Raw genomic sequence first — 23,733 nt, forward strand, 5'->3', positions numbered from 1 at the left:
TTGTGGGCCGTCACCGGATACAGCGGCGGCGTTGGATCTGCTGGTCGGGATTGGCGCCGAAGCCGGCAAGCGCAACGCTCAGACCGATATCCGTGGTCGGCCTGACATTAGTCGAGGACGTGAACCGACGCGAGAGGGAAAGATTCACCGCGACGCATTCATTCTGGTATTCCACCCCGAACCCGGCCCGCGCGGTGCGGTCGCGGGCGAAGTCATAGCGCCAGTTGGCCGATGTCCGCCAGTTCGCGCGCAGCTGATAGCCGCCGTTGAACACCCATTCCGACGCGTCATTGGGGCGGTTTTCCTGCGGATTGGCCTCGCGCCAGACATAGCTGGAGGTCAGGTCCAGCTTGCCGGTCTGCCAATCCATGCGCAATTCGTTGCTGGTAAAGTTGAACCCGTCATCGAACACCGCGCGGTTGGTCAGGGTCAGGTTGTTGGCCGTCTGCCAATGCACGGCGGCCAGCCAGTCGGAGTTGATCCCCTCAAGCCCGTCGCCGGACTGAAACTGGTTCAGGTTCTCCTGGCGCAGGATCCGCCCGCCGGTGACGCCCAGGGTCCAGCCCGCCGGGTCGTGGCGGGTCCAGCCCAGACCCACATTCGCCCGCAGGCCGCGTTCATACACGTCCTGGCCCGGAAACCGGCTGAGCGAGAACAGGTTCCCCTCGTCGAATTCCTGGCTGAGGCTGTCGTCATTCGGCACGTCCTCGTCGCTGTCGGGGCTCCAGACCAGTTGCACGACCGGTTCCAGCACATGCACTGCGCCGCCCCGGCCCGCGCGCAGCAGCGGCCAGCGCAGTTCGGTGGCGGCAAAGGGGGTGACGCGGGTGCGGGGGCTGTCGAACGTGTCGTCATCGCCGATCACATAGTGATCCAGCGCCAGCGCGCCCTGCACCGCAAACAGCAGCCCGCTGCGCCCCACCCAGTCGCGCCGCCAGTCGGTGCGCAGCGACAGCTGCGACATGTCGCGCCCGATGACATTCGTGTCCGAGCGCCGGTTATGGGCCTGGAAATCCAGCTGATAGGACGCGATCCCGCCCAGCAGCCCGGGTTCGAACCGCCGCTGATAGGTCGCGTCGCCGATGGTGCTGGGGATGGTCTCGTTATCCTCGGAATCGCGCAGCGAATGGATGCCGTAGAGATCGGCGGCGATATATTCGTCCCGCCTTGTCCGTTCGACGCCCAGCGAGCTGGTCAGCCGGTCCTTGCCCGAATAGTTGTAATCGGAAAGATAGGCATCGTCGGATACGGTTTCGATCTGGAACGACAGGGTGAAATCCCGCGGCAGATCAAACGTACCTTGCGCGAACAGATAGCGGCGCAGCTCGCCCTCGACCAGATCGTCGCTGGAAAAGGCGCCGTCAAACGTGATCTCGCCATGGCGGAAGGCCTGACGATAGCGGTATTCCAGCGTGCGCGTCCGGTCGGTCGACAGATAGGGCGTCAGCGTCAGGTCGGCGTGATCGCCCAGCGTGATGAAATAGGGCACCTTCAGCCCCGTTCCCAGCCCGTCGCTGAACTTCAGCTCAGGCACCAGAAAGCCGGTGGCGCGTTTCAGCGTCGGGTCGGGCAGGCGCAGACGCGGCAGGTACATGACCGGCACGCCCATGACCTCGAACCGGGCGTGGTCGAAGTAAAGCTGCTGTTCCTCTTCGTCATGGATGATCCGGCGGGCGCGGATCTGCCACAGCGGCACGGGCCGGTCGGCGCAGACCTGGCAGGAGGAGGCGACGGTGTTTTCCAGCACCGAATAGCGCCCGTCGACCCGGTGCAGCGCGGCAGCGGCCAGTTGCAGCTGCTGGCGCAGCACCAGCCGCGCGCTGCGCAGGATGCCGTCGGTCAGTTCGGGGTCCAGATCGGCGCTGTCGGCCAGGATCAGCGTGTCGGGCCCATCGGTCAGGGTGATCGGCCCCGCAATGGTCAGGCGGTTCTGATCCTGGTCATAGATGATCGTGTCGGCCTTCAGCTTGCTGCCCTGATACAGCACCTCGACATTGCCCTGGGCGACCAGCCGGCCGTTGCCCTCGATCGCGACGCGGTCGGCGATCAGTGTCGCGGGCGTGTCTTGGACGGTTTGGGCCAGCGCCAGAACGGGCCACAACATCAGCCCCAGAACACAGGCAAACAAAGACGCGCGCATCACCCATCCTCCAGATGCAGCAAAAGTCCCAGCGCGCCCAGAATGCCGATCACCGGCGGGCTCCAGGCGGCCAGCTCCACCGGGATCTGGCCGTTTTCGCCCAGGATCTGGGCGAAGTTGCGCAGGAAATACAACGAAAGCCCCAGCCCCAGCGCGCTGAGCACCATGACACCGGTGCGCCCGAACCGGGTGTGGCGCATGGTAAAGCCCGCGCCGATCATCACCATCGCGACAAAGGTCAGCGGCAGCGCCAGCTCCATATGCAGCCAGACCCGGTGCTGGCGGGCGGAAAACCCGGCGCGTTCCAGACTGTCGATGAATTCGGGCAGTTCCCAGATCGGGATCGCCGATGGCGTGCCGAAGCTGTCGCGGATGCGGTCGCGGGTCAGATCCGAGGGCAGGGTCATGATCTCGTGCTCGGTCGCGGCGCGTTCGGGGTTTTCGATCCCGTGGCCGAAGATCCAGCGCTTGGCCTCGCGGATATGCCATTCGCCGTCGCGCAGCTCGGCGCTGGCGGCCTCGATCCGATAGGCCGGGCCGATGGTGGCGGCAAAGGCCAGAAAGGTCACATCATAGAGCGTGGTGCCGTCCAGATTGGCGCGGCTGGCGCGGATCACCATCTGGCCATCGGCGCCGCCCTGGCGCAGCCAAAGCCCCTCGCGGCTGACCGACAGCACGCTGGACACGCCGCTTTCGTACCGGTTCGACAGGCTTTCATAGCGTTTCGCGGTCGCCGCGACGATCGGGTTGCCCACCGCCACCGCCAGCAGCCCGGCGGCCAGCGCCGTCAGCACCGGCGCGGTCAGGCTGCGCAGCGCCGACCGGCCCGAGGCGCGGGTGATCACCAGCTCGCTGGTGCGGGCCAGCCCCAGATACAGCATCAGCGTGGCCAGGATCACGATCAGCGGCAGGATGCGATAGACCGAGCCGGGCACGTTCAGCGTCGACAGCCCAAAGGCCTGACCGAAGCTGATCGTGCCAATGTCATAGCGGCGGATCTCGTCCACCACATCCAGCAACAGCAGGATCGCCAGAAACGCCAGCCCGACGCTGAGCAGGGCAAAGGCGAACTTGCGCGCGATATAAAGATGCAGCGTCATGCGGCGCCCCCGGCCAGCTTGCGGCGGCGGAACCGATAGGGGTGGGTGGCGATCCACATCAGCGCCAGCGCCACCAGCGTCCCGAACAGCGGTGGCACATAGACGACCGGCCACAGCGCGGCATCGCGCCGGGCGATATCGGCCATCGCGTTGTCGACCAGCTGCAACAGGATCAGCAGGAAGATCGCCAGCAGGATCTGCCGCCACACGCCGAACCGGCTGAACCCGCCCACCAGCAGCGCGGCAAAGCCGATCAGCGCGCCGGCCACCGCCAGAAACGGCTGCGAGATGCGCGCGTGCCCCTCGTACAGGAATTCCGCCCTGTCGCGGCGGGTGGCGCTCAGATCCTCGGGCGTGGCGCGCAGCAGGGCCAGCGTCGACAGCTCCTCCATCTTCACGCCCTTGCGCCCGCCGCCGGTGATCAGACCGGCGATGTCATAAACCGAATCCTCGAAGCTGGTGGTGAACAGCCGGTTGTCGGGCCGGTGCAGCGTCTGCGCCATGCCGTCGAACATTACCAGCTTCGGGCCGTCCTCGCCCGGGACCAGCAGCGCGCGTTTCGCGGTATAGGTGGTGCGGCGGGTCGGCTCGCGGGCATCGGAGAGATAGACATCCTGAAGCTCGCCCAGCTCGGAAATCTCGCGGATATAGAAGGTGATGCCATTGGCGGGATGCAGGAACTGCCCCTCGGTCAACAGGCGGGCGGTGATATCCTCGGCGATCTCGACCTTGCGGTCGGCCAGCTCCGCGCGGCTGGCGGGCACCAGGAAATGGTTCAGAAGCGACACCAGAAGCGCCACGATCAGCCCGAACATCAGCACGGGCCGCGCCAGCCTATAGGCCGAATAGCCCATGGATTGCACCACCACCAGCTCGCTTTCCGAAATCAGCCGGTTCACGACATAGACGGTCGCGGCGAACCCCGCCACCGGCAGCACCAGCCGGATCACATTGGGCAGCGCCAGCGCGGTGAATTCCAGAAAGACCGTGGCCGATTGCCCGTCGCCGATCAGCTGGTCGAACAGCACCACCGCGCGGTTCACCCAATAGACCGACACCAGCACAAGCGCGAAGAAACCGAACAGCATCATCAGCTGTGCCAGCATGTATCGGTCGAATTTCGGCACCCACGCCCCCGGCTGCATCGCAAGATCCCGGCGACCCTAGACCAATTGTGCGCCGTCGAAAACTGCTATCTGGTCAAGCCTGCGGGCAGCCGCTAGGAATATGGCAACCACCAACAGGAGAGACCCGATGACCACCCCGATTGCGCTGCGTTTTGCCGAAACCGACCTGGATGCGATCGCGACGGCGACCGGCCGGGTGGCGGTGTTCGTGGGTCCAAACGCCAAGCTGGGGCCGTCGGCGCGGCGGGTGAATCGCCTGACCAAGGGGGCGGTCGCGCGCTATGTCGAAAGCGAAGCCTTCGAAAAGGCGAAAGAGGGCACGGCCCACGTGCTGTCCTGGCCCGCGGGCATGGCCGCCGATGCGGTCGACGTGGTCAAGCTGTCGCGCCGGCCCAGCCAGGCCGATGCGCGCAAGGCCGGTGCGGCACTGGCCAAGGTGCTGGGCAAGGGCGGTGCGCTGATCGCCGCCGACGGGCACAAGGCGGCGGCCGATATCGCCTTTGGCGTGGCGATGCGCGCCTATGCTTTCGATACCTACAAGACCGGCGACAAGACCGCGCCGGGAGAGGTGACCATGATGGCCACCAACCCCGAGGCGCTGGCCGCCGAAGCCGGGCCGATGGCCGCCGTGGCCGAGGGCGTGTTCTTTACCCGCGATCTGGTCAGCGAACCGGCCAATATCCTGACCACCGACGATTTCGCCGCCCGCCTGGCCGCGATGCAGGAGCTGGGCCTGGAGGTCGAGATCCTGGAAGAGGCCGATCTGGAAAAGCTGGGCATGCGCACGCTGCTGGCCGTGGGGCAGGGCTCGGAAAGCCCGTCCAAGGTCGTGGTGATGCAATGGAATGGCGGCGGGGACGAGGCGCCCTTTGCCCTGGTGGGCAAGGGCGTGGTGTTCGACACCGGCGGGATCAGCATCAAGCCCGCGGGCGGCATGGAAGACATGACCATGGACATGGGCGGCGCGGGCGTCGTGTCGGGCGTGATGCGCACGCTGGCGCTGCGCAAGGCCAAGGCCAATGTCGTGGGGCTGGTGGGCCTGGTGGAAAACATGCCCGACGGCAAGGCGCAGCGCCCCGGCGACGTGGTCACCAGCATGAAGGGCGACACGGTCGAGGTCATCAACACCGATGCCGAAGGCCGCCTGGTTCTGGCCGATGTGCTTTGGTACGCGCAGGAACGGTTCAAACCCACCGGCATGATCGACCTGGCCACCCTGACCGGCGCGATCATCATCGGTCTGGGCCACGAGATGGCGGGGGTCTTTTCCAACGACGACGACCTGTGCAATGCCTTCCTGAAGGCCGCCGCGGCCGAGGGCGAGGGCGCCTGGCGAATGCCGCTGTCCCCGGCCTATGACGAGCTGATCAAATCGCAGATCGCCGATATCAAGAACACCGGCGGACGCGGGGCGGGCTCGATCACCGCCGCGCAGTTCCTGCAACGTTTCGTCAAGGAAGACTGCCCCTGGATCCACCTGGATATCGCCGGTGTCGCGTCGGTCAAATCCGAAACCGCGCTGGCGCCCAAGGGTGCGACCGGCTGGGGCGTCATGGCGCTGGACCGGCTGATCCGCGACCGGTACGAGGGCTGATGGGCGCGGCCTATTTCTATCACCTGACCCGCGCGCCGCTCGAGGTGACGCTGCCGCTGCTGCTGCAAAAATCGCTGGCGGCGGGCTGGCGCGTGGCGGTGCGCGGGACAGATCCCGAACGCCTGCGCTGGCTGGACGACCGGCTGTGGACGCAGCCCGAGGACGGCTTTCTGCCGCACGGACTGGCGGGCAGCGGTTTCGACGCCGACCAGCCGGTCCTGCTGACCACCGATGCCGAGCTGCCCAATGGCGCGGCCTGCCTGATGGCGGTCGACGGGGCACAGGTGACGGCCGAGGATTGCGCCGGGCTGGAACGGGCCTGTATCCTGTTTGACGGCAACGATCAGGCCGCGGTGGCCCATGCCCGGACCCAGTGGAAGGCGCTGACAGGCGCGGGCGTGGCCGCGCAATACTGGTCCGAAGACAGCGGCCGCTGGCAGAAACAGGCCGAAAGCGGGGGCGACACGGGGGTATCCGGGTGACGGACAAGGCGCAAAAATATCCCCTGATGACAGAGCTTTACAAGGGCGAGACCGACCGCGCGCACCGGTTCCGCTATGGCATCCTGATCTTCGATCTGGTGACGATCGGTTTCGTGATCGTCACCTCTTTCGTGGAGCACGGTCTGGCCATTGAAATCGCTGACGCGGTGTTCGGCGTGGTGATCCTGGCCGATTTCATTGCCCGGCTGGTGATTTCAGGCCATCGGGTGCGGTTCCTGTTCCGGCTGGCGACATTGGCCGATCTGGCGGCGATCGTGTCCTTCATCGCGCCCATCGCGGGCGAGGGGCTGGGCTTCCTGCGGATCCTGCGCACGCTCCGGCTTTTGCATACCTATCAACTGTTGGACCGTCTGCGCCGCGATTTCCGCTTTTTCCGCGAGAACGAGGAGATCGTGATCGCCGCCGTCAACCTGGTGGTGTTCCTGTTCGTGATGACGGGGCTGATCTATGCCACCCAGGAAAAGGTGAACCCGCAGATCCAGAACTATGCCGACGCGCTTTATTTCACGGTCACGACTCTGACCACCACGGGCTTTGGCGACATCACGTTGCAGGGCACCTGGGGCCGGATGCTGTCGGTGGCGGTGATGATCTTTGGCGTCACGCTGTTCCTGCGGCTGGCGCAGGTGCTGTTCCGCCCCACCAAGGTCAAACATGCCTGCCCGGAATGCGGGCTGCTGCTGCACGATATTGATGCGGTGCATTGCAAGCATTGCGGTCACGGGCTTCGGATCGAGACCGAAGGCACCTATTAACGCGTCAGGATCAGACGCCCGCCCGCGAATTCCACGCTGCTGAACCGTTGCAGATAGCTCATCCCCAGCAATGATCCGTCCATCTCGCCGCCATTGACCCAGGCGCGGACGCCGCTGTCGCGGAAGGGGCCGATTTCGACACTGTCCAGCCGCACGGGGGCGGTGCGCACGGTGCCGTTGGCGGTGTTGGCCTGCCCGATGAAGGCCAGGCTGTCGGTGTCGATACCGACACGGGCGGCGTCGGCGCGGGTCAGCACCATGTTGGTGGCGCCGGTGTCGACGACGAAGGGGATCGCGGTGCCGTTGATCTGCATCGTCAGGTGGTAATGCCCGTCCGGAGAGCGCGGCACCTCGATCCGGCCTTCGGTGGCATAGACCTGTTGGCGGGGGCCGGTGCTGCGGATGTCGGACCACAAGCCGTAACCGGCCATCATGCCGACAAAGATCAGCCCCCAGATCGCGGCCTGTTGCGCGACCTTGCCCAGGCGCTTGCGCCCTTCGACCATGAAATAGCCGCCGACCACCGCGCCCAGAAGCACCAGGTAAATCAATCGCCCAAGCTGATCGCCATCCATCATCCGGCCTTTTCACATCTCACTGGGGAAAACCTAGGGGCTTTGGCAGCGGATTTTGAGGGGTCAGATTGGCGCAAGCCCGAAATCGCGCAGCCCGTCCAGCACGAATTGCACCGAAAGCGCCGCCAGCAGCATCCCCAGAAGCCGGGTGATCACATTGGTGCCGGTCCGCCCCAGTGCGCGTTCCAGCAGGCCCGCCGACAGGAACAGGATCAGCACCATCGCCAGAACCGCCAGCATCACCAGATGCACGCCCAGAATGGCCAGCCAGTCGCCGCGCACCTCGCCCGTCAGCAGGATCATCGACGCCAGCGCGCCGGGCCCGGCGATCAGCGGCGTGGCCAGCGGAAAGACCGACGGGTCGGGCGGGTGGCTGTCGGCCTGATCCTCGCGCCGCTGGGTGCGGCGTTCGAACAGCATCTCCAGCGCGGTCAGAAACAGCAGGATGCCGCCCGCGATCCGAAACGCGGCAAGCGAGATCCCGGCAAAGCCCAGCACCCCTTCGCCCAGCAACCCAAACAGCGTCAGCAGGACCGCGCCCACACCGATCGCGCGCAGGGCGATGGCGCGTCGGACGCGGGCGGGGGCGCCTTGGGTGATCGCCACGAACAGCGGCGCCAGGCCAATCGGGTCGATCACCACGAAAAGCGTGACAAAGGCGCTGATATAGAATGTCAGGTCCATCGCCTAACCCTCGGCCGTTTCAAGCTTTTCAAGCGCCGACATCCACAGCGCCTCGGCCCGGTCCAGCCCGTCCATCACCTCGGCATATTTCTTCTGCCAGACCTGCAGGTCGCCGTTGCGTTCGGGCTCGTAAATCTCGGGGTCGGCCAGTTTGACCGCCAGCTTGTCGCGCATCTCGTTCAGCTTCTCGACCCGCGCCTCGCATTTGCGCAGCTCGGACCGCAGGGCGGCGATCTGCTCTTTGCCCGGGCGCTTGGGCTTGGCGGGCGCCGCAGTGGCTTTCGCGGGCTTGTCGCGCGCCAGCAGCAGCGCGCGATAGGCTTCCAGATCCTCTTCATACGGCGTCACGCGCCCGTCCTTCACCAGCCACAGTCGGTCGGCCACCATCGACAGCAGGTGCATGTCGTGGCTGACCAGCACCACCGCCCCGGAATAGGCGGTCAGCGCCTCGACCAGCGCCTCGCGGCTTTCGATGTCCAGGTGGTTGGTCGGTTCATCGAGGATCAGCAGATGCGGCGCGGGCAGGGTGGCCAGCAGCAGCGACAGCCGCGCCTTTTGCCCACCCGACAGCTGGCCCACGGCGGTGTCGGCCTGATCCGCGCCCAGCCCGAACCCCGCGAGCAGCGCCCGCAGCTTCGACTGATGCGTGTCGGGGCGTTCGCGTTGCAGGTGCTGCAACGGGGTTTCGTCTACATGCAGCTCGTCCACCTGATGCTGCGCGAAATAGCCGATGCGCAGCTTGCCCGAGCGCGTCATCCGCCCGCCCATCGCGGGCAGCCGGTCCGACAGCAGCTTGGACAGGGTCGATTTGCCCTGACCGTTCTTGCCCAGCAGGGCGATCCGGTCGTCCTGGTCGATGCGCAGGTTCAGATGGCCCAGCACCGGTTTGCCGTCATAGCCCACCGAGGCGCTTTCCAGCGCGATGATCGGCGGCGACAGCTCTTCTGGCGTGGGAAAGGTGAAGACCACGCGCGCGGCATCCTCGGGCGCGGTGATCGGCGTCATCTTTTCCAGCATCTTCACGCGGCTCTGGGCCTGTTTGGCCTTGCTGGCCTTGGCCTTGAACCGGTCGACGAAGCTTTGCAGATGGGCGCGGCGTGCCTCCTGCTTTTTCGCCTGCGCGGCCTGCACGGCGCGCTGTTCGGCGCGTTGCCGGGCGAACTGGTCATAGGGGCCCTGCCACAGGGTCAGCTTGCGGTCGTCCAGATGCAGGATCGCGCCGACCGCCCGGTTCAGCAAACCGCGGTCGTGGCTGATGATGATGACCGTATAGGGATAGCGCGCCAGATAGCTTTCCAGCCACACCGCGCCCTCAAGGTCCAGATAGTTCGTCGGTTCGTCCAGTAGCAGGATATCGGGCTGGGCAAACAGCACCGCGGCCAGCGCCACGCGCATCCGCCACCCGCCCGAGAAATCCGAGCAGGGCCGCGCCTGGTCGGCATCGTCGAAGCCCAGACCCTTGAGGATCGAGGCCGCGCGCGCCTCGGCGCTCCAGGCGTCGATATCGGCCAGCCGCGTCTGGATCTCGGCGATGCGGGTGGGGTCGTCGGTGTCTTCGGCCATCAGGGCGGCGCGTTCGGTGTCGGCGGCCAGCACGGTGTCGATCAGGCTGACATCCGACGATGGCACCTCCTGCGCCACACCGCCGATGCGGGCACGGGCGGGCAGGGTGATTGCCCCGCCTTCCAGCGCCAGTTCCCCGCGGATCAGGCGAAAGAGCGTGGTCTTGCCCGCCCCGTTGCGCCCGACCAGCCCCACCTTGTGACCCGCCGGGATCACCGCGCTGGCGTTTTCGAACAGGGGCCGTCCGGCGATGGCGTAACTGATATCTTCGATCCTGAGCATGGGGCGGGTGTGCCGCAGGGCGCGGGCGGCGTCAATCGCCGCTTTTCAAGCGGCAAGGTGCATGTTAGGGGGGCGGCAATCGAACAACATGCCTGAAACGAGGACCGACATGGCCATTCAACGCACCTTCAGCATCATCAAACCCGATGCCACCAAGCGCAACCTGACCGGCGCCATCAACGCCAAGATCGAGGCCGCCGGCCTGCGGATCGTGGCGCAAAAGCGCATCCACCTGACCAAGGCGCAGGCCGAAACCTTTTATGGCGTGCACAAGGATCGCCCCTTCTTTGGCGAGCTGGTCGAGTTCATGATCTCCGAGCCGATCGTGGCGCAGGTGCTGGAAGGTGAAAACGCAATCGCCGCTTACCGCGAAGTGATGGGCGCCACCAACCCCGCCGAGGCCGCCGACGGCACCATCCGCAAGGAATTTGCCCAGTCGGTTGGGGAAAACTCGGTGCATGGCTCGGACGCGCCGGAAACCGCTGCCGAAGAAATCGCCTATTTCTTCTCGGGTCTGGAACTGGTCGGCTAAGCGACCTCTCCATCCAGAATGACAGCCGCCCGCGCCCAATCGGCGTGGGCGGTTTGCGTTTCAAGATAGCCGCGCAGCAGGGCGACGTTGCGCGTGTTTGCGTTCCAGGCGATGTCGAAGATGTCACCGATGCCGGGCACCAGGCCGATCACCACGTCGATGCCCACGTTCAGCCCCATGCGGATCAGCATCCGCCGGGTCGCGCCCAGATCGTGGGCCTGATGGATGATATAGCCCGCCGGGATCAGCGGCAGCAGGTCCCCCACCACGGGCACGAACCCCACCATCGCATCCAGCCCCATCCGCAGCCCCGTGCCGGGCAGGGGCACCAGATTTTCCATGTTATAGGCAAGTTTTTCGAGTCTTATGATCCGTGCTTCAATGTTACTGTCCATAACATTGATATGGGGACGATGGCCGGAATTTAAAGGGCGCGCTGCCGGTTTCGGACCCCGATCCGGTCCAGAATCCGTTCCAGTTCGCTGTTGGGATTGGGCTTGCGCGCGGCTTTCAGCGCATCGAACCGGGCGCGCAGGACGTCCTTTTCCGCGCCCTTGCAGTCGTTCCAGGGGCGGCCCTGCAGGCCCATCTCGATCACATAATAGGCGATGAAATGCGGCCTGTGTCCGGCCTGTAACAGCCGGGCATAGGCCGCATCGGTGCCCAAAGCGCGCAGCTCTTGCGCGCTGTTGATACCCACCTTGGCAAACGCGGCCTCCATCGCGGGGCCGAGATTGCGTATTGTCGAAACCGGTTCGGACATCGGGATCACCTGATTGCGTGACCCGATCCTAGCCCGAAACCCAAAGCGCGGAAAGGCGCGTCAGAAGCTGGCCCAGTCCTGAAAGACATACGGGGCCTTGGCCGCTTCGATTTGATCTGTTTCTGTTTTTGCCCGCGCCTGCACCGGGCTCTGTTGCTGCTGCTGTTGTTGCGGCGGAATTGCCGATTGGTCTTTTTGACGATCCATAACTGGTCTCCTTCACTCGCCAAGCACAGCATCAGAATATCATAATTTTGTTACGATATGACCGCCAAATGCGACACAAAATGTTTCCGGATGTGAATCCGCGTGATCGGTGGGTTTCCCGGTTGTGGGAATCACTTAATTCCAATATTCGTGAATTATGGAATTAGATAGCGCCGCCCAAACCCTGAACACCCTTGGCCATCCCGGTCGGCTGGCCGTGCTGCGGCTGCTGGCCCGCCGCGCGCCCGAAGGCGTGCCCGCGACCGAGATCGCACAGGCGCTGGGGCTGAAGCCCAACACGCTGTCGGTCTATGTCGGCGCGCTGGCCCGTGCGGGACTGGTCACGGCGGAACGCCGGGGCACCTCGATCCTCTATCGGATCGATCTGGCGGGGATGGGCGCGCTGGTGGATTTCCTGGTGGCCGATTGCTGTCGTGGTCGGCCCGATCTGTGCGCGCCTGAAACCGCGCACGCCCTGGCAAGCGGAGGATTTGCCATGACCCAGACGACCTATAACGTGCTGTTCATCTGTTCGGGCAATTCCGCCCGTTCGATCTTTGCCGAGGCGCTGTTGCGCGATCTGGGCGGGGCGCGGTTCAACGTCTTTTCCGCCGGAACCCGCCCCGGCGCGGCGCCCAACCCCTATACGCTGAAGCTGTTGCGGCTGAACGGGCACGCGACCGACGGGTTGCGGTCCAAGAACGTGTCGGAGTTTCAGGGCGCGGATGCCCCACAGATGGATTTCGTCTTTACCGTCTGCGACACCGCCGCGAACGAGGATTGCCCGCCCTGGCCGGGCCAGCCCGTCACCGGGCATTGGGGGCTGCCCGACCCGGTCAAGGTGCAGGGGACCCGGGCCGAAAGGGGGCTGGCCTTCGCCCAGACCTATGGCGCGATGCGCCGCCGGGTCGAGGCCTTTGCCGCGCTGCCCATTGCGCAGCTCGACCGGCTGTCGCTGCAGGCGCGGGTCGATGACATCAGTCGCATGGATGACACGGAAACCGCCTAGGACAGGGGCGGAACGACAAAAGGGGACAGAGCAGATGGTAACGATTGCACTCAACGGCCTGGGCCGGATGGGCAAGCTGCTGATGCGCGCCATGCATGACAAGGGCCTGCCGGGCGAGGTCGTGCTGGTCAACGATATCGGCGGGGATGCCGAACAGCATGCGATGCTGCTGGAATTCGACACCGTGCATGGCCGCTGGCGGGCCGAGGTCGAACATGAAGCGGGCAGCCTGACGGTGAATGGCCAGCCCATGCGCTTTACCCAGGAACGCCGGATCGAGGATCTGCCGCTGGCCGAACTGGGCGTCGATCTGGTGATCGACTGCACCGGCGCGTTCAAGACCAACGCCAAACTGGCACCCTATTTCGACGCGGGCGTGCAAAAGGTCGTGGTGTCGGCCCCGGTCAAGGAAGAGGACGCAGCCAATATCGTCTATGGCGTGAACCACGGGATTTACGACGCGGGCACGCACCGGGTCGTGACGGCTGCCAGTTGCACCACCAATTGCATCGCGCCGGTGGTGCAGGTGGTGCGCGATCATCTGGGGATCGAACAGGCCAGCTTCACCACCATCCACGACGTGACCAACACGCAAACCATCGTGGATCGGGCGCACAAGGACCCGCGCCGGGCACGCTCGGCGCTGAACTCGCTGATCCCCACCACGACCGGCTCGGCCAAGGCGATCATCCAGATCTTTCCCGACATGGCGGGCCGGATCGACGGCCATGCGGTGCGGGTGCCGCTGCTGAACGCCTCGCTGACCGATATCGTCTTTGATGTCGCGCGCGACACCACGGCGGAGGAGGTGAACGCGCTGTTCAAAGACGCATCCAAGGGCCCGCTGAAGGGCATTCTGGGATACGAGCCGCGCCCGCTGGTTTCTTGCGATTTCACCAATGACGACCGCTCGACCATTGTCGATGCGCTGTCGACGCGGGTGGTGAATGGCCGGCACGTAAAGGTCTATGCCTGGTATGACAATGAGTGGGGCTATGTCTGCCGGTTGCGGGACGTGGCGCAGATGGTGGCGGACAGCCTGTGACCGACCGCGCGGCGCAGAAACCCGACGGGATGGCGGCCTATGTGGCGGTCACGGCGGCCTATTGGGCGTTCATGCTGTCCGATGGGGCGCTGCGGATGCTGGTGCTGCTGCATTTCCACACGATCGGGTTTTCGCCGATCCAGCTGGCCTGGCTGTTCCTGCTGTATGAGTTCATGGGCATGGTCACGAACCTGAGCGCGGGCTGGATCGCGGCGCGGTTCGGGCTGACATCGACGCTTTACGCAGGGTTGGGCATCCAGATCGCGGCGTTGCTGATGCTGGCGCAGCTTGATCCCGGCTGGTCGGTCTGGGGGTCGGTCGCCTTTGTCATGGTGGTGCAGGGTGCGTCGGGCGTGGCCAAGGATCTGGCCAAGATGTCGTCGAAATCGGCGGTGAAGCTGCTGGCGCCAGACGGCGACGGCGCTTTGTTCCGCTGGGTCGCCGTGCTGACCGGATCGAAGAACGCGGTCAAGGGGTTTGGCTTCCTGCTGGGTGCCGCGTTGCTGGCCGCGTTCGGGTTCACGCCGTCGATCTATGCCATGGCGGTGGTGCTGGCGGTGATCCTGGGGGCGGTGGCGCTCTTCATGCCCGCGGGTCTGCCGCGGGGCAAGAAGAGTGCCAAGTTCAAGGATGTCTTTTCCAAGGACGCGCGGATCAATCGGCTGTCGGCGGCGCGGATGTTCCTGTTCGGCGCGCGGGACGTGTGGTTCGTGGTGGGCATCCCGATCTATTTCTATGCGGTCCTGTCCGATGGCAGTCACGCGGGCAACCGCGCGGCGTTCTTCCAGATCGGGACGTTCATGGCGCTGTGGATCATTGCCTATGGCGCGGTGCAGGCCTGGGCGCCGAAGCTGCTGGGGGCAAAGGACAAACCGTTAAGCCGGATCGTGGGGCAGGCCGCCACATGGGTGGGCCTGCTGACGCTGATCCCCTTTGCGCTGGCGCTGGCCGCGCTGGTGGCGGGCGGACCGGCCGGCTGGCTGACGGTCACGCTTGTGGCGGGGCTGATGGTGTTCGGCTTTGTCTTTGCGGTGAATTCCTCGGTCCATTCCTATCTGATCCTGGCCTTCACCCAGGCCGAGCGGGTCACGATGGATGTGGGGTTCTATTACATGTCGAACGCCGCCGGGCGGCTTCTGGGCACGCTGCTGTCGGGCCTCAGCTATCAACTGGGCGGGCTGCCCTTGTGTCTGGCCACCGCGGGCGCGATGGCGGGCTTGAGTTTCCTGATCGTGCGGCGGTTGGATTAGCGGCACGCCTCGCTGCAAATTATTGAGGGCCGCGACCGACCCGAGGGTGGCGCAATCGCGCCGCCCTGGGGGGCGGGTCGGCGCGGCCCGGCGGTGCCGCCGGGCGGGGCTTGATTCATCGTATGGCGCTTATACTTTCCCGGTTTCCGAGACGCCGCTCACTCCCACCGCCAGATCGCGGGGACGAAGCGATAGCCGTCGCCGTCGCGCATCACGTGGCCGACGCCGGGGAAGGGGAAGTGATAGCCCACGACCGCGATCTCGTCCGTGGCGGCCATGTCCAGGATCTTCTTGCGGGTCTCGGACGCCATCGCGCCGTCCTGGTCGAAGCCGCCATGCCAGTCGGGGCGCTCGACGCTGACATAGGCGTGGGTCATGCAATCCCCCAGCGCGATCAGCTGCTGGCCGTCGCTTTCGACGCGGATCGACATGTGGTTCAGCGTGTGGCCGGGGGTGGGGATCAGGGTGACGCCCGGCACGACCTCGTGCCCGTCCTGCGCCATGGTCCAGTCCAGCCCGTCGGCGGTCAGCGAATTCACCGCGCCCACGACGAATTGCTGCATCTCGGCCGGGACAGAGCCCGCCAGCCCGTCCTGCATCCACCAATCGTATTCGCCCGCGCCGATCACGTATTCGGCGTCGGGGAAGATCGGCTCGTCGAAATCGTCGCGGATGCCCCAGATGTGATCGGGATGGGCGTGGGTGATGACCACATGGGTGATGCTGGCGGGGTCGATGCCCGCCGCGTCCAGATTGGCCAGCAGCCGCCCGGCCGTGTCCAGGAACCGGTTGCCCGAGCCCACATCGACCAGCACCACGTTGTCGCCGGTCTCGATCACCACATGGTTGGTGTGGGAATAGTTTTCCTCGGTCGACAGCCGATGGGATTTCAGAAACGCCATCACCTCGTCCGGGTCCGCATTGGTGCTGACCCCGGCGGCGGGCAGTTGCAGGCGCCCGTCGGACACGATGGTGATCCGGGCCGAGCCGACCGTAAACCGGAAATAGGGCGGGTTGCCGGCATCACCCGGGCCGGTCAGCGCGGCGCGGGCCGTAGCAGGCAGCGCCAGCGCGGGGGCCAGGGCGGCCAGTTTCAGAAGATCGCGGCGGTTGGGTTTGATCAGCGGCATGGTGGTTCCTCCCGGTTTGATCTGAACATATTTGAATATGTCCGCCGATCAAACCGGAAGTTCACGCGCCGCCCGGATCAGGACAGATCGGCCAGTGCCGCGATCACCGCATCGCCCATATCGGCGGTCGAGGCCGGGGTCTCGCCCTCGGCCTGGAGCAGGTCGGCTGTGCGCACGCCGTCGGCCAGCACCTTTTCGACCGCCTTTTCCAGCAGGTCGGCGTTTTCGCCCTGATCGAAGCTGTAGCGCAACGCCATCGCGAAGCTGAGGATACAGGCGCAGGGGTTCGCCTTGCCCTGGCCCGCGATATCGGGGGCCGAGCCGTGGACGGGTTCGTAAAGCGCCTTGGGCCGGCCATTGGCCATCGGGGCGCCCAAGGACGCCGAGGGCAGCATGCCCAAGGAGCCGGTCAGCATCGCAGCGGCGTCCGACAGCAGATCGCCAAAGAGGTTGTCGGTCACAATCACGTCGAACTGCTTGGGCCAGCGGCAGAGCTGCATCGCACCCGCGTCGGCATACATGTGCGACAGTTCGACATCGGCATATTCCTCGTCATGCACTTTCTGCACGACCTCGCGCCACAGGATGCCGGATTCCATCACATTGGCCTTTTCCATCGAGCAGACCTTGTTGCCGCGCCGCTTGGCCAGTTCAAAGGCCGAGCGCGCGACGCGTTCGATTTCCGATTCCGTGTACCGCTGGGTGTTGATGCCCACGCGCTCGTTGCCTTCCTCGAAGATCCCGCGGGGTTCACCGAAATAGATGCCGCTGGTCAGCTCGCGCACGATCATGATGTCGAGCCCCGCGACCACGTCCTTTTTCAGCGACGAGAAATCGGCCAGCGCGTCGAAGCATTGCGCCGGGCGCAGGTTGGCGTAAAGGTCCATTTCCTTGCGCAGGCGCAGCAGCCCGCGTTCGGGCTTCACGCTGAAATCCAGGCCGTCGTACTTCGGGCCGCCCACCGCGCCCAGCAGGACCGCGTCGACCTCTTGCGCCTTGGCCATCGTGTCATCGTGCAGCGGCGTGCCGTGCTTGTCATAGGCCGCGCCGCCCACCAGATCCTCGGTCACGTCGAAGGTCAGCCCCTTGTTGGCGCCGAACCAGTCGATGATCTTGCGGACCTCGGCCATGACCTCGGGGCCGATGCCGTCGCCGGGGAGGATCAGAAGGGAAGGGTTGGACATGGCGGTGCTCCTGTGATGTCGCGGGATTCGTTTGGCGCGTTTTGCCCTGTTCGCGCGGGGAGGTCCAGTGGCAGGGTTCTTGGGGCGCTGCCCCAAACCCCGGAGTATTTTGCGGAGCAATGAAGGGGGCGGGGTGCTTGAATATGAATGAACGTTCATTTATTATCGGGGCATGAACCGACCCGCCCGCACCAAGGATATGATTCGCGCCGAGGCCCTGCGGCTTTTCGCGGCGCGTGGCTATGAGGCCGTGTCGATGCGCGACATCGCAGGCGCGGTGGGGGTGCAGCCCGGGGCGATCTATAATCACTTTCCGAACAAGCAGCAGTTGCTGTTTGCGCTTCTGGGCGAGCATATGGAGCGGCTGGCCGAGGCCTGGGAGCGGGAGGCTGCGGCCCTGCCTGCCGAACCGGCCGCGCGGCTGGAGGCGTTCGCGCGGTTCCACATCCGGTTCCATATCGAGCGGCCGGACGAGGTTTTCCTGTCCTATATGGAGCTGCGCGCGCTGGTGCCCGAACTGTTTGTCCGGATCGAGGCGCAGCGCCGCGCCTATGAAGGGGCGCTGAAGGCGATTTTGGAGGAGGGCGCCGCCGCGGGGGCGTTCACCGTCGACGACCCGCATGTGACGGCGATGGCGCTTTTGGCGATGCTGACCGGGGTCAACACCTGGTACCGGTCGGGCGGGCGCCTGTCGAAGACGAAGATCGAGAATTATTATGCCGCGCTGGTTTTGCGCGCGGTTCAATGCGTGTGAGGGAGGAAACCATGTTCACCGCATCCATGACATTCGACCTGGGGGAAGAGATCAACGCGTTGCGCGACATGGTGCATCGCTGGGCGCAGGAGCGGGTGAAGCCCATCGCGACCGAGGTCGACCGTACCAATGCCTTTCCCAACGAGCTGTGGCGCGAGATGGGCGAGCTGGGCCTGTTGGGCATCACCACGCCCGAGGCCTATGGCGGTGCGGGTATGTCGTATCTGGCGCATGTCATCGCGGTCGAGGAAATCGCGCGCGCCAGTGCGTCGGTCAGCCTGTCCTATGGCGCTCATTCGAACCTGTGCGTGAACCAGATCAAGCTGAACGGCACTGAGGAACAGAAGCGGACATATCTGCCGCGGCTGATCTCGGGCGAGCATATCGGCGCGCTGGCGATGTCCGAGGCCGGCGCAGGTTCGGACGTGGTCGGCATGAAGCTGCGGGCGGAAAAGCGGAACGGCTATTTCACCCTGAGCGGCACCAAATTCTGGATCACCAACGGGCCGGATGCCGACACGCTGGTCGTCTATGCCAAGACCGATCCCGATGCGGGGGCCAAGGGGATCACCGCCTTTATCGTCGAAAAGGACATGAAGGGATTTTCGACCAGCCCGCATTTCGACAAGCTGGGGATGCGCGGGTCGAACACGGCCGAGCTGATCTTCGACGATGTCGAGGTGCCGTTCGAAAACGTGCTGGGCGAGGAAGGCAAGGGCGTGCGCGTTCTGATGTCGGGGCTGGATTACGAGCGTGTGGTTCTGTCGGGCATCGGCACCGGTATCATGGCCGCCTGTCTGGACGAGGTGATGCCGTACCTGGCCGAGCGCAAGCAGTTCGGCCAGCCCATCGGGAACTTCCAGCTGATGCAGGGCAAGATCGCCGACATGTACACCAAGATGAATTCGGCGCGCGCCTATGTCTATGAGGTCGCGCGGGCCTGTGACCGGGGGCAGGTCACGCGCCAGGACGCGGCGGCCTGTGTGCTTTATGCGTCCGAGGAGGCGATGACCGTCGCCCACCAGGCGGTGCAGGCGATGGGTGGCGCGGGTTTCATGAGCGAAACGCCGGTCTCGCGCATCTTCCGCGACGCCAAGCTGATGGAGATCGGCGCGGGCACATCCGAAATCCGCCGGATGCTGATCGGGCGCGAGCTGATGGGGGCGATGGGGTGAGCCACCGCCCCGACCAGAGCTTAGTGCAGCCGGTTCGGCGCGCGCCGGTCGGTCAGCGCGACGATCTGATGGGTGTCCTGCCACAGCCGGGTGCCCGGATCGCGGTTGCGCAGCTCCGTCACCGGAACGCCCATATCGGACAGGAGCCAGGCGATGTAACGCGCGCGGGTGATGTGTTCCGTTGCCTCGGGGCGGAACCAGCACACGCCCGCGCGATGGCCTTTGCGCCCGGGCCGCATGTGAAATCGGCGCGGCACGGCAAGGTGGCGGTTGAACCAATCATACTCGCGCTGCAACTCTGTGATACGCCAGTCGGTGACGCGGTTTGGCCAGCCCGATTGGAAAATCCCCATTTCGGTGCGCGCCAAATCGTCCCGAATGTCGGTGACAAATCGGATATACATGACATTTGCCCGCCACGCAGGCAGGTCCGTTTTCAGAATGTGAAAAGGGTGAGGGGCATCGCCCCGCGAAACTCAGATGCGAGTTGCGGGCGGCTTTCGGTCGGTCATGTACGATCTCAGCAGCATTTTGCCCTCACTGATCGTGCGATTACGGGTGCGCTGGTTAGCGCCGATGCGCGATTCGGGGCAAGCCCTGATGCGGCACGGCTTGGCGCGGTGTGTTGGGGGGATCACAGATGATCGGGCACGCAAGGCGCCACATATGTGCGATTGCCGGATTGATTTCGGTGTTTGCCGCCGCTTCGGCCCATGCCGACGCAGAGCTCCTGGCCCGTTACGGCCCGCTGGTCGACGCCTGTTTCGCCAATAGCGGCACCGTGGCCGCGGCCGATTGCATCGGGGTCGCCACGACCGCCTGCATGGAGATGGAAGAGGGCGGGCAGACGACCATTGGCATGGCGGGTTGCAACCAGGCTGAAGCCGAAGCCTGGGACGCACATCTGAACGCCGAATATCAGGCGACGATGGCCTGGGCCAAGGCGGCGGATGTGGATGAGGCCATCAATTTTCCCGAATACGCCACCCGCGCGGACAATCTGCTGGCGGCGCAGCGGGCCTGGATCGCTTTCCGTGACGCCGAATGCGGTTTGGAATACGCGCTTTGGGGGTCGGGCTCGATGCGTCATATCGCGGGCACCGATTGCCTGATGCGGCTGACCGCCGAGCGCGCGATCGAGCTGCGCGCCAAGCGGGGGATGTTCGAATGATCCGGCAGATGCAAAAGGCCGCCCCGAAGGACGGCCTTGCACCTGGGGAGGTGATAAGATCAGAACCGGTGGACGTAGGACATGCCAAACACCACCGGGTCGATCTTGGCGGTCCCGACATCGACGCCGTTCAGCTCGACATCGGTATCGATATCGATCCAGCGCAGATCCATCCGCAGCGACCCGTTGTCGGAAATCTTGTAATCCACACCCGCATGCAGCGCGACGCCCCAGCTGTCGTCCAGATCGACATCGGATCCCGTGATCGCGCCCTTGCTGTCGGTGTTGAAGAACTTGGTATAGTTCACGCCCGCGCCCAGGAACGGCGTCCAGGCGCTGTTGTTGGCAAAGTGGTATTGCAGCGACAGGGTCGGCGGCAGGTGCTGGGTGGTGGCCACCTTGCCCAGACCATCAAGCGAGATGTTGTGCTTGAACGGGGTCGCGGCCAACAGCTCGATCCCCAGATTGTCGCGCACGAAATATTCGAAGGTGAAGGTGGGTTGCAGGTTGTCGCCGACATTGGCATCCGCGCCCGCCACGGTGCCATTGCCGTCCTTGGGCGCGACATAGCCCACCCCGACGCCCAGCGTCCAATCGCCCGCCGATTGGGCAAGGACCGGGGCCGTGGTGCAGGCCAGGATGAAAGCGGTGGTGCATACTGTCCGGAGTTTCATGGGTCTACCTTTTGTCATTCCATGCGCCGCACTGTCGGACCGTGGCGCCGGGCGGGCCTTGATCGGGATCAAACCGGGGCGGCGACAGCGCCGCAAAGCGCCCGGCAAATTGTCGCAGCAGGCGGCGTGGACCGGCATCCACGCCAAGGGGAGAGCCAGTCATGACCGTATTGCGATCTGCCGCGGTGGCGTCGAGCGCCGCGTTCGCCGAAAACCGGGCGGGCCATCTGGCCGCGCTGGAACAGGTGGCCCAGGCCGCCGAACAGGCCGCCGCGGGGGGCGGCGCGCGGGCGCGGGACCGGCATCTGTCGCGGGGCAAGATGCTGCCGCGCGACCGGGTGGCGCAGCTGCTGGATCCCGGCACGCCGTTTCTGGAAATCGGCCAGTTCGCCGCCCACGGGCTTTATGACGGGGCCAGCCCCTGTGCCGGTGTGATCGCGGGGATCGGCCGGGTTGCGGGGCGCGAGGTGATGGTCATCTGCAACGACGCCACCGTGAAGGGCGGCACCTATTACCCGATGACGGTCAAGAAACACCTGCGCGCGCAGGAGATCGCCGCCGAAAACCACCTGCCATGTGTGTATCTGGTCGATAGCGGTGGCGCGAACCTGCCCAATCAGGACGAGGTCTTTCCCGACCGCGACCATTTCGGGCGTATCTTCTTCAACCAGGCGCAGATGAGCGCGCAGGGCATCCCGCAGATCGCGGTGGTGATGGGCTCCTGCACCGCCGGGGGCGCTTATGTGCCCGCGATGTCGGACGTGACCATCATCGTCAAGGAACAGGGCACGATCTTTCTGGCCGGTCCGCCGCTGGTCAAGGCCGCCACGGGCGAGGTCGTCAGCGCCGAGGATCTGGGCGGCGGCGATGTGCACACGCGCCTGTCGGGCGTGGCCGATTACCTGGCCGAGGATGACGCCCACGCGCTGGCCCTGGCCCGGCAGGCTGTGGCGAACCTGAATATCGTCAAGCCCGCGCAGCTGGACCTGGCCCCGCCCGAAGACCCGCTTTACGACCCCGAGGAGATCCTGGGCGTCGTGCCCGCCGATCTGAAAACCCCCTATGACATCCGCGAGGTGATCGCGCGGCTGGTCGATGGCTCGCGTTTCGATGAATTCAAGGCGCGTTATGGCACCACGCTGGTCTGCGGTTTCGCCCATATCTGGGGCATGCCGGTGGGGATCATCGCCAATAACGGCGTGCTGTTTTCCGAAAGCGCGGTCAAGGGCGCGCATTTCGTCGAACTGTGCAGCCAGCGCGGTATCCCGCTGATCTTCCTGCAAAACATCACCGGGTTCATGGTCGGGCGCGCCTATGAAAGCGGTGGGATCGCCAAGGACGGGGCCAAGCTGGTGACGGCTGTGGCCACGACATCGGTGCCGAAATTCACTGTGCTGGTGGGCGGGTCCTTCGGGGCGGGGAATTATGGCATGTGCGGGCGCGCCTATAGCCCGCGTCTGCTGTGGACCTGGCCCAATTCCCGCATCAGTGTGATGGGCGGCGAACAGGCGGCGGGCGTTCTTGCCACTGTCAAACGCGACGCCATCGAACGGGTGGGCGACACTTGGTCGGCCGAGGCCGAGGCCGCGTTCAAACAGCCCACGATCGACATGTTCGCGGAACAATCCCACCCGCTTTATGCCAGCGCCCGGCTTTGGGATGACGGCATCATCGACCCGCGCAAGACCCGCGATGTGCTGGGGCTTGGCCTGTCGGCGGCGCTGAACGCGCCGATTGCCGACACGCGGTTCGGCGTGTTCCGGATGTAGGGCGCAAGATGCCCGTCGCGATCAGACAGGCGGGGGCCCTAAGCCTCCAGATCGTCGGGGTGCAGCCGCGCCATCGGCACGGCGCTTTCGGCCAGGATGCGCAGCATGATGTCCAGCGGCATCACCTTGGCCGCCAGCGCGTCGGTCATCAGCGTCTGCGCGGCAAAGGCCAGCGCGGTCACCGCATCGGTCAGCGTGTCCAGGTAAAGCGTCAGGCGCGGCACATATTCCCCGCCCAGCTTTTGCAGCAGCGTCACCGGCGGGACAGCGGGCTGGTGCCGGTCGGGCAGGCGCGGAATGCCGAATTCGGGTTTATAGAACGTCTCGACCACATGTTTGCGCAGCGCCTCCTGGTCGGGCATGGCGCCGCCATGCTGATCGGCAAAGGCCGCAAGACAGGGCCAGAACCCGCGCCCTTCCTGAAACATCCAGCGGTCGACAAGGTTGCCCAGCACATAGCGTTCCCGCGACTTGCCCTGAACCTCGCAAAAGGTTTCCAGATCACGCGGATCGAACCGGTCGCCAAGGGCGCGGCGGGCCTGAACGCCGATCTCGGCGCACAGATGCCCGGCCAGCGCGCCGATCATCGCCAGCGCGGTTTCCAGATGCACGCCCCGGTCGTCCTTCAGCCGGATCATGGTGAAATCGATCACCTCGCGCGCGGTCATCGTCAGGGGGGCCAATGGGTCTTTCTTCGCGGCCTCGCGAACAGCGTTTTGCATGGCCTGGGCGGATGGGGAATTGTGC

The 23,733-nt window shown here is 65.2% G+C and carries 25 protein-coding genes; 11 read left to right on the plus strand and 14 right to left on the minus strand.

Annotated elements, in window-relative coordinates; all coding sequences use genetic code 11:
- Positions 1–10 precede the first annotated feature (10 nt).
- The 3 genes from CLM60_RS10685 to lptF are packed head-to-tail and all read right to left on the minus strand — an operon-like array spanning position 11 to position 4,385.
- Positions 11–2,140, minus strand: a complete 2,130-nt coding sequence (locus tag CLM60_RS10685) for an LPS-assembly protein LptD (protein WP_095589129.1) — start codon at positions 2,138–2,140, stop codon at positions 11–13.
- The gene (lptG, locus tag CLM60_RS10690; RefSeq protein ID WP_095589130.1) at positions 2,140–3,240 is read right to left on the minus strand and encodes an LPS export ABC transporter permease LptG; all 1,101 of its coding nucleotides are present in this window, start codon (positions 3,238–3,240) and stop codon (positions 2,140–2,142) included. Before lptG ends, CLM60_RS10685 begins: the two co-directional genes overlap by 1 nt.
- Positions 3,237–4,385: an LPS export ABC transporter permease LptF gene (gene lptF, locus CLM60_RS10695; protein WP_245848359.1), complete on the minus strand. Its 1,149-nt coding sequence runs from the start codon at positions 4,383–4,385 to the stop codon at positions 3,237–3,239. The genes lptG and lptF overlap by 4 nt, the downstream gene beginning before the upstream one ends.
- A 109-nt stretch (positions 4,386–4,494) precedes the next feature.
- Here lptF and CLM60_RS10700 point away from each other — a divergent pair, with 109 nt between their 5' ends.
- Genes CLM60_RS10700 through CLM60_RS10710 form a run of 3 tightly spaced genes read left to right on the plus strand, consistent with a single transcriptional unit; the run spans position 4,495 to position 7,219 of the window.
- Positions 4,495–5,961 (plus strand): leucyl aminopeptidase, encoded by a 1,467-nt coding sequence (locus CLM60_RS10700; RefSeq protein ID WP_095589131.1) that lies wholly within the window; start codon positions 4,495–4,497, stop codon positions 5,959–5,961.
- On the plus strand, positions 5,961–6,443 hold the full coding sequence (locus CLM60_RS10705) for a DNA polymerase III subunit chi (protein WP_095589132.1): 483 nt from the start codon (positions 5,961–5,963) through the stop codon (positions 6,441–6,443). The genes CLM60_RS10700 and CLM60_RS10705 overlap by 1 nt, the downstream gene beginning before the upstream one ends.
- 26 nt (positions 6,444–6,469) lie before the next feature.
- Positions 6,470–7,219, plus strand: coding sequence for an ion channel (locus CLM60_RS10710; protein ID WP_095589350.1), 750 nt, complete (start codon positions 6,470–6,472; stop codon positions 7,217–7,219).
- Here the strand turns inward: CLM60_RS10710 and CLM60_RS10715 are convergent.
- The 3 genes from CLM60_RS10715 to CLM60_RS10725 form a co-directional block, all read right to left on the minus strand.
- Positions 7,216–7,794, minus strand: coding sequence for a retropepsin-like aspartic protease family protein (locus CLM60_RS10715; protein ID WP_095589351.1), 579 nt, complete (start codon positions 7,792–7,794; stop codon positions 7,216–7,218). The two genes, CLM60_RS10710 and CLM60_RS10715, sit on opposite strands and share 4 nt — an antisense overlap.
- Positions 7,795–7,857: 63 nt before the next feature.
- The gene (locus CLM60_RS10720) at positions 7,858–8,478 is read right to left on the minus strand and encodes a MarC family protein (RefSeq protein WP_095589133.1); all 621 of its coding nucleotides are present in this window, start codon (positions 8,476–8,478) and stop codon (positions 7,858–7,860) included.
- A gap of 3 nt (positions 8,479–8,481) precedes the next feature.
- Entirely contained in the window at positions 8,482–10,323 is a 1,842-nt protein-coding gene (locus CLM60_RS10725; protein WP_095589134.1) for an ABC-F family ATP-binding cassette domain-containing protein, read from the minus strand.
- Between the two features lie 109 nt (positions 10,324–10,432).
- Here CLM60_RS10725 and ndk point away from each other — a divergent pair, with 109 nt between their 5' ends.
- Entirely contained in the window at positions 10,433–10,855 is a 423-nt protein-coding gene (gene ndk, locus CLM60_RS10730; RefSeq protein ID WP_095589135.1) for a nucleoside-diphosphate kinase, read from the plus strand.
- Here ndk and CLM60_RS10735 read toward each other — a convergent pair.
- The 3 genes from CLM60_RS10735 to CLM60_RS20930 are packed head-to-tail and all read right to left on the minus strand — an operon-like array spanning position 10,852 to position 11,825.
- Complete coding sequence (locus CLM60_RS10735; RefSeq protein WP_095589136.1) at positions 10,852–11,250, minus strand: DUF4112 domain-containing protein; 399 nt, start codon at positions 11,248–11,250, stop codon at positions 10,852–10,854. The two genes, ndk and CLM60_RS10735, sit on opposite strands and share 4 nt — an antisense overlap.
- Positions 11,251–11,279: 29 nt before the next feature.
- Positions 11,280–11,618, minus strand: coding sequence for a TfoX/Sxy family DNA transformation protein (locus CLM60_RS10740; RefSeq protein WP_095589137.1), 339 nt, complete (start codon positions 11,616–11,618; stop codon positions 11,280–11,282).
- Between the two features lie 60 nt (positions 11,619–11,678).
- Positions 11,679–11,825 carry a hypothetical protein gene (locus CLM60_RS20930; RefSeq protein ID WP_176473854.1) on the minus strand — a complete coding sequence of 49 codons (147 nt, stop codon included), beginning with the start codon at positions 11,823–11,825 and terminating at the stop codon, positions 11,679–11,681.
- Positions 11,826–11,982: 157 nt separating this feature from the next.
- Between CLM60_RS20930 and CLM60_RS10745 the strand changes: the two genes are divergently transcribed.
- The 3 genes from CLM60_RS10745 to arsJ are packed head-to-tail and all read left to right on the plus strand — an operon-like array spanning position 11,983 to position 15,129.
- Positions 11,983–12,834: an arsenate reductase/protein-tyrosine-phosphatase family protein gene (locus CLM60_RS10745; protein WP_095589138.1), complete on the plus strand. Its 852-nt coding sequence runs from the start codon at positions 11,983–11,985 to the stop codon at positions 12,832–12,834.
- A gap of 34 nt (positions 12,835–12,868) precedes the next feature.
- Complete coding sequence (locus CLM60_RS10750) at positions 12,869–13,879, plus strand: ArsJ-associated glyceraldehyde-3-phosphate dehydrogenase (protein WP_095589139.1); 1,011 nt, start codon at positions 12,869–12,871, stop codon at positions 13,877–13,879.
- Between the two features lie 29 nt (positions 13,880–13,908).
- Positions 13,909–15,129: an organoarsenical effux MFS transporter ArsJ gene (arsJ, locus tag CLM60_RS10755; protein ID WP_095589352.1), complete on the plus strand. Its 1,221-nt coding sequence runs from the start codon at positions 13,909–13,911 to the stop codon at positions 15,127–15,129.
- A gap of 158 nt (positions 15,130–15,287) precedes the next feature.
- On the opposite strand, the gene CLM60_RS10760 is transcribed toward arsJ, so the two are convergent.
- Positions 15,288–16,259, minus strand: a complete 972-nt coding sequence (locus CLM60_RS10760; RefSeq protein ID WP_095589140.1) for an MBL fold metallo-hydrolase — start codon at positions 16,257–16,259, stop codon at positions 15,288–15,290.
- 77 nt (positions 16,260–16,336) lie between these two features.
- Complete coding sequence (gene leuB / locus CLM60_RS10765; RefSeq protein ID WP_095589141.1) at positions 16,337–17,443, minus strand: 3-isopropylmalate dehydrogenase; 1,107 nt, start codon at positions 17,441–17,443, stop codon at positions 16,337–16,339.
- Between the two features lie 172 nt (positions 17,444–17,615).
- Between leuB and CLM60_RS10770 the strand changes: the two genes are divergently transcribed.
- Together CLM60_RS10770 and CLM60_RS10775 are read left to right on the plus strand one after the other, a co-directional pair.
- Complete coding sequence (locus tag CLM60_RS10770) at positions 17,616–18,197, plus strand: TetR/AcrR family transcriptional regulator (RefSeq protein ID WP_095589142.1); 582 nt, start codon at positions 17,616–17,618, stop codon at positions 18,195–18,197.
- Between the two features lie 11 nt (positions 18,198–18,208).
- The gene (locus tag CLM60_RS10775) at positions 18,209–19,372 is read left to right on the plus strand and encodes an isovaleryl-CoA dehydrogenase (protein ID WP_095589143.1); all 1,164 of its coding nucleotides are present in this window, start codon (positions 18,209–18,211) and stop codon (positions 19,370–19,372) included.
- Between the two features lie 20 nt (positions 19,373–19,392).
- On the opposite strand, the gene CLM60_RS10780 is transcribed toward CLM60_RS10775, so the two are convergent.
- Entirely contained in the window at positions 19,393–19,776 is a 384-nt protein-coding gene (locus tag CLM60_RS10780; protein WP_095589144.1) for a hypothetical protein, read from the minus strand.
- Positions 19,777–20,063: 287 nt separating this feature from the next.
- Here CLM60_RS10780 and CLM60_RS10785 point away from each other — a divergent pair, with 287 nt between their 5' ends.
- Positions 20,064–20,543: a lysozyme inhibitor LprI family protein gene (locus CLM60_RS10785; RefSeq protein WP_176473855.1), complete on the plus strand. Its 480-nt coding sequence runs from the start codon at positions 20,064–20,066 to the stop codon at positions 20,541–20,543.
- A 59-nt stretch (positions 20,544–20,602) separates the two neighbouring features.
- Here the strand turns inward: CLM60_RS10785 and CLM60_RS10790 are convergent, their stop codons facing one another.
- Positions 20,603–21,217 (minus strand): OmpW/AlkL family protein, encoded by a 615-nt coding sequence (locus CLM60_RS10790; RefSeq protein WP_095589146.1) that lies wholly within the window; start codon positions 21,215–21,217, stop codon positions 20,603–20,605.
- Positions 21,218–21,378: 161 nt separating this feature from the next.
- Here CLM60_RS10790 and CLM60_RS10795 point away from each other — a divergent pair, with 161 nt between their 5' ends.
- A complete protein-coding gene (locus tag CLM60_RS10795; protein ID WP_095589147.1) occupies positions 21,379–22,986 on the plus strand; it encodes a carboxyl transferase domain-containing protein in 1,608 nt (535 codons plus the stop codon).
- 38 nt (positions 22,987–23,024) lie between these two features.
- Here CLM60_RS10795 and CLM60_RS10800 read toward each other — a convergent pair whose 3' ends face one another.
- Positions 23,025–23,669, minus strand: a complete 645-nt coding sequence (locus tag CLM60_RS10800) for a hypothetical protein (protein ID WP_095589148.1) — start codon at positions 23,667–23,669, stop codon at positions 23,025–23,027.
- Between the last annotated feature and the right edge of the window lie 64 nt (positions 23,670–23,733).

Source organism: Actibacterium ureilyticum (assembly GCF_002285435.1).
Classification (GTDB): Bacteria; Pseudomonadota; Alphaproteobacteria; order Rhodobacterales; family Rhodobacteraceae; genus Actibacterium_C; species Actibacterium_C ureilyticum.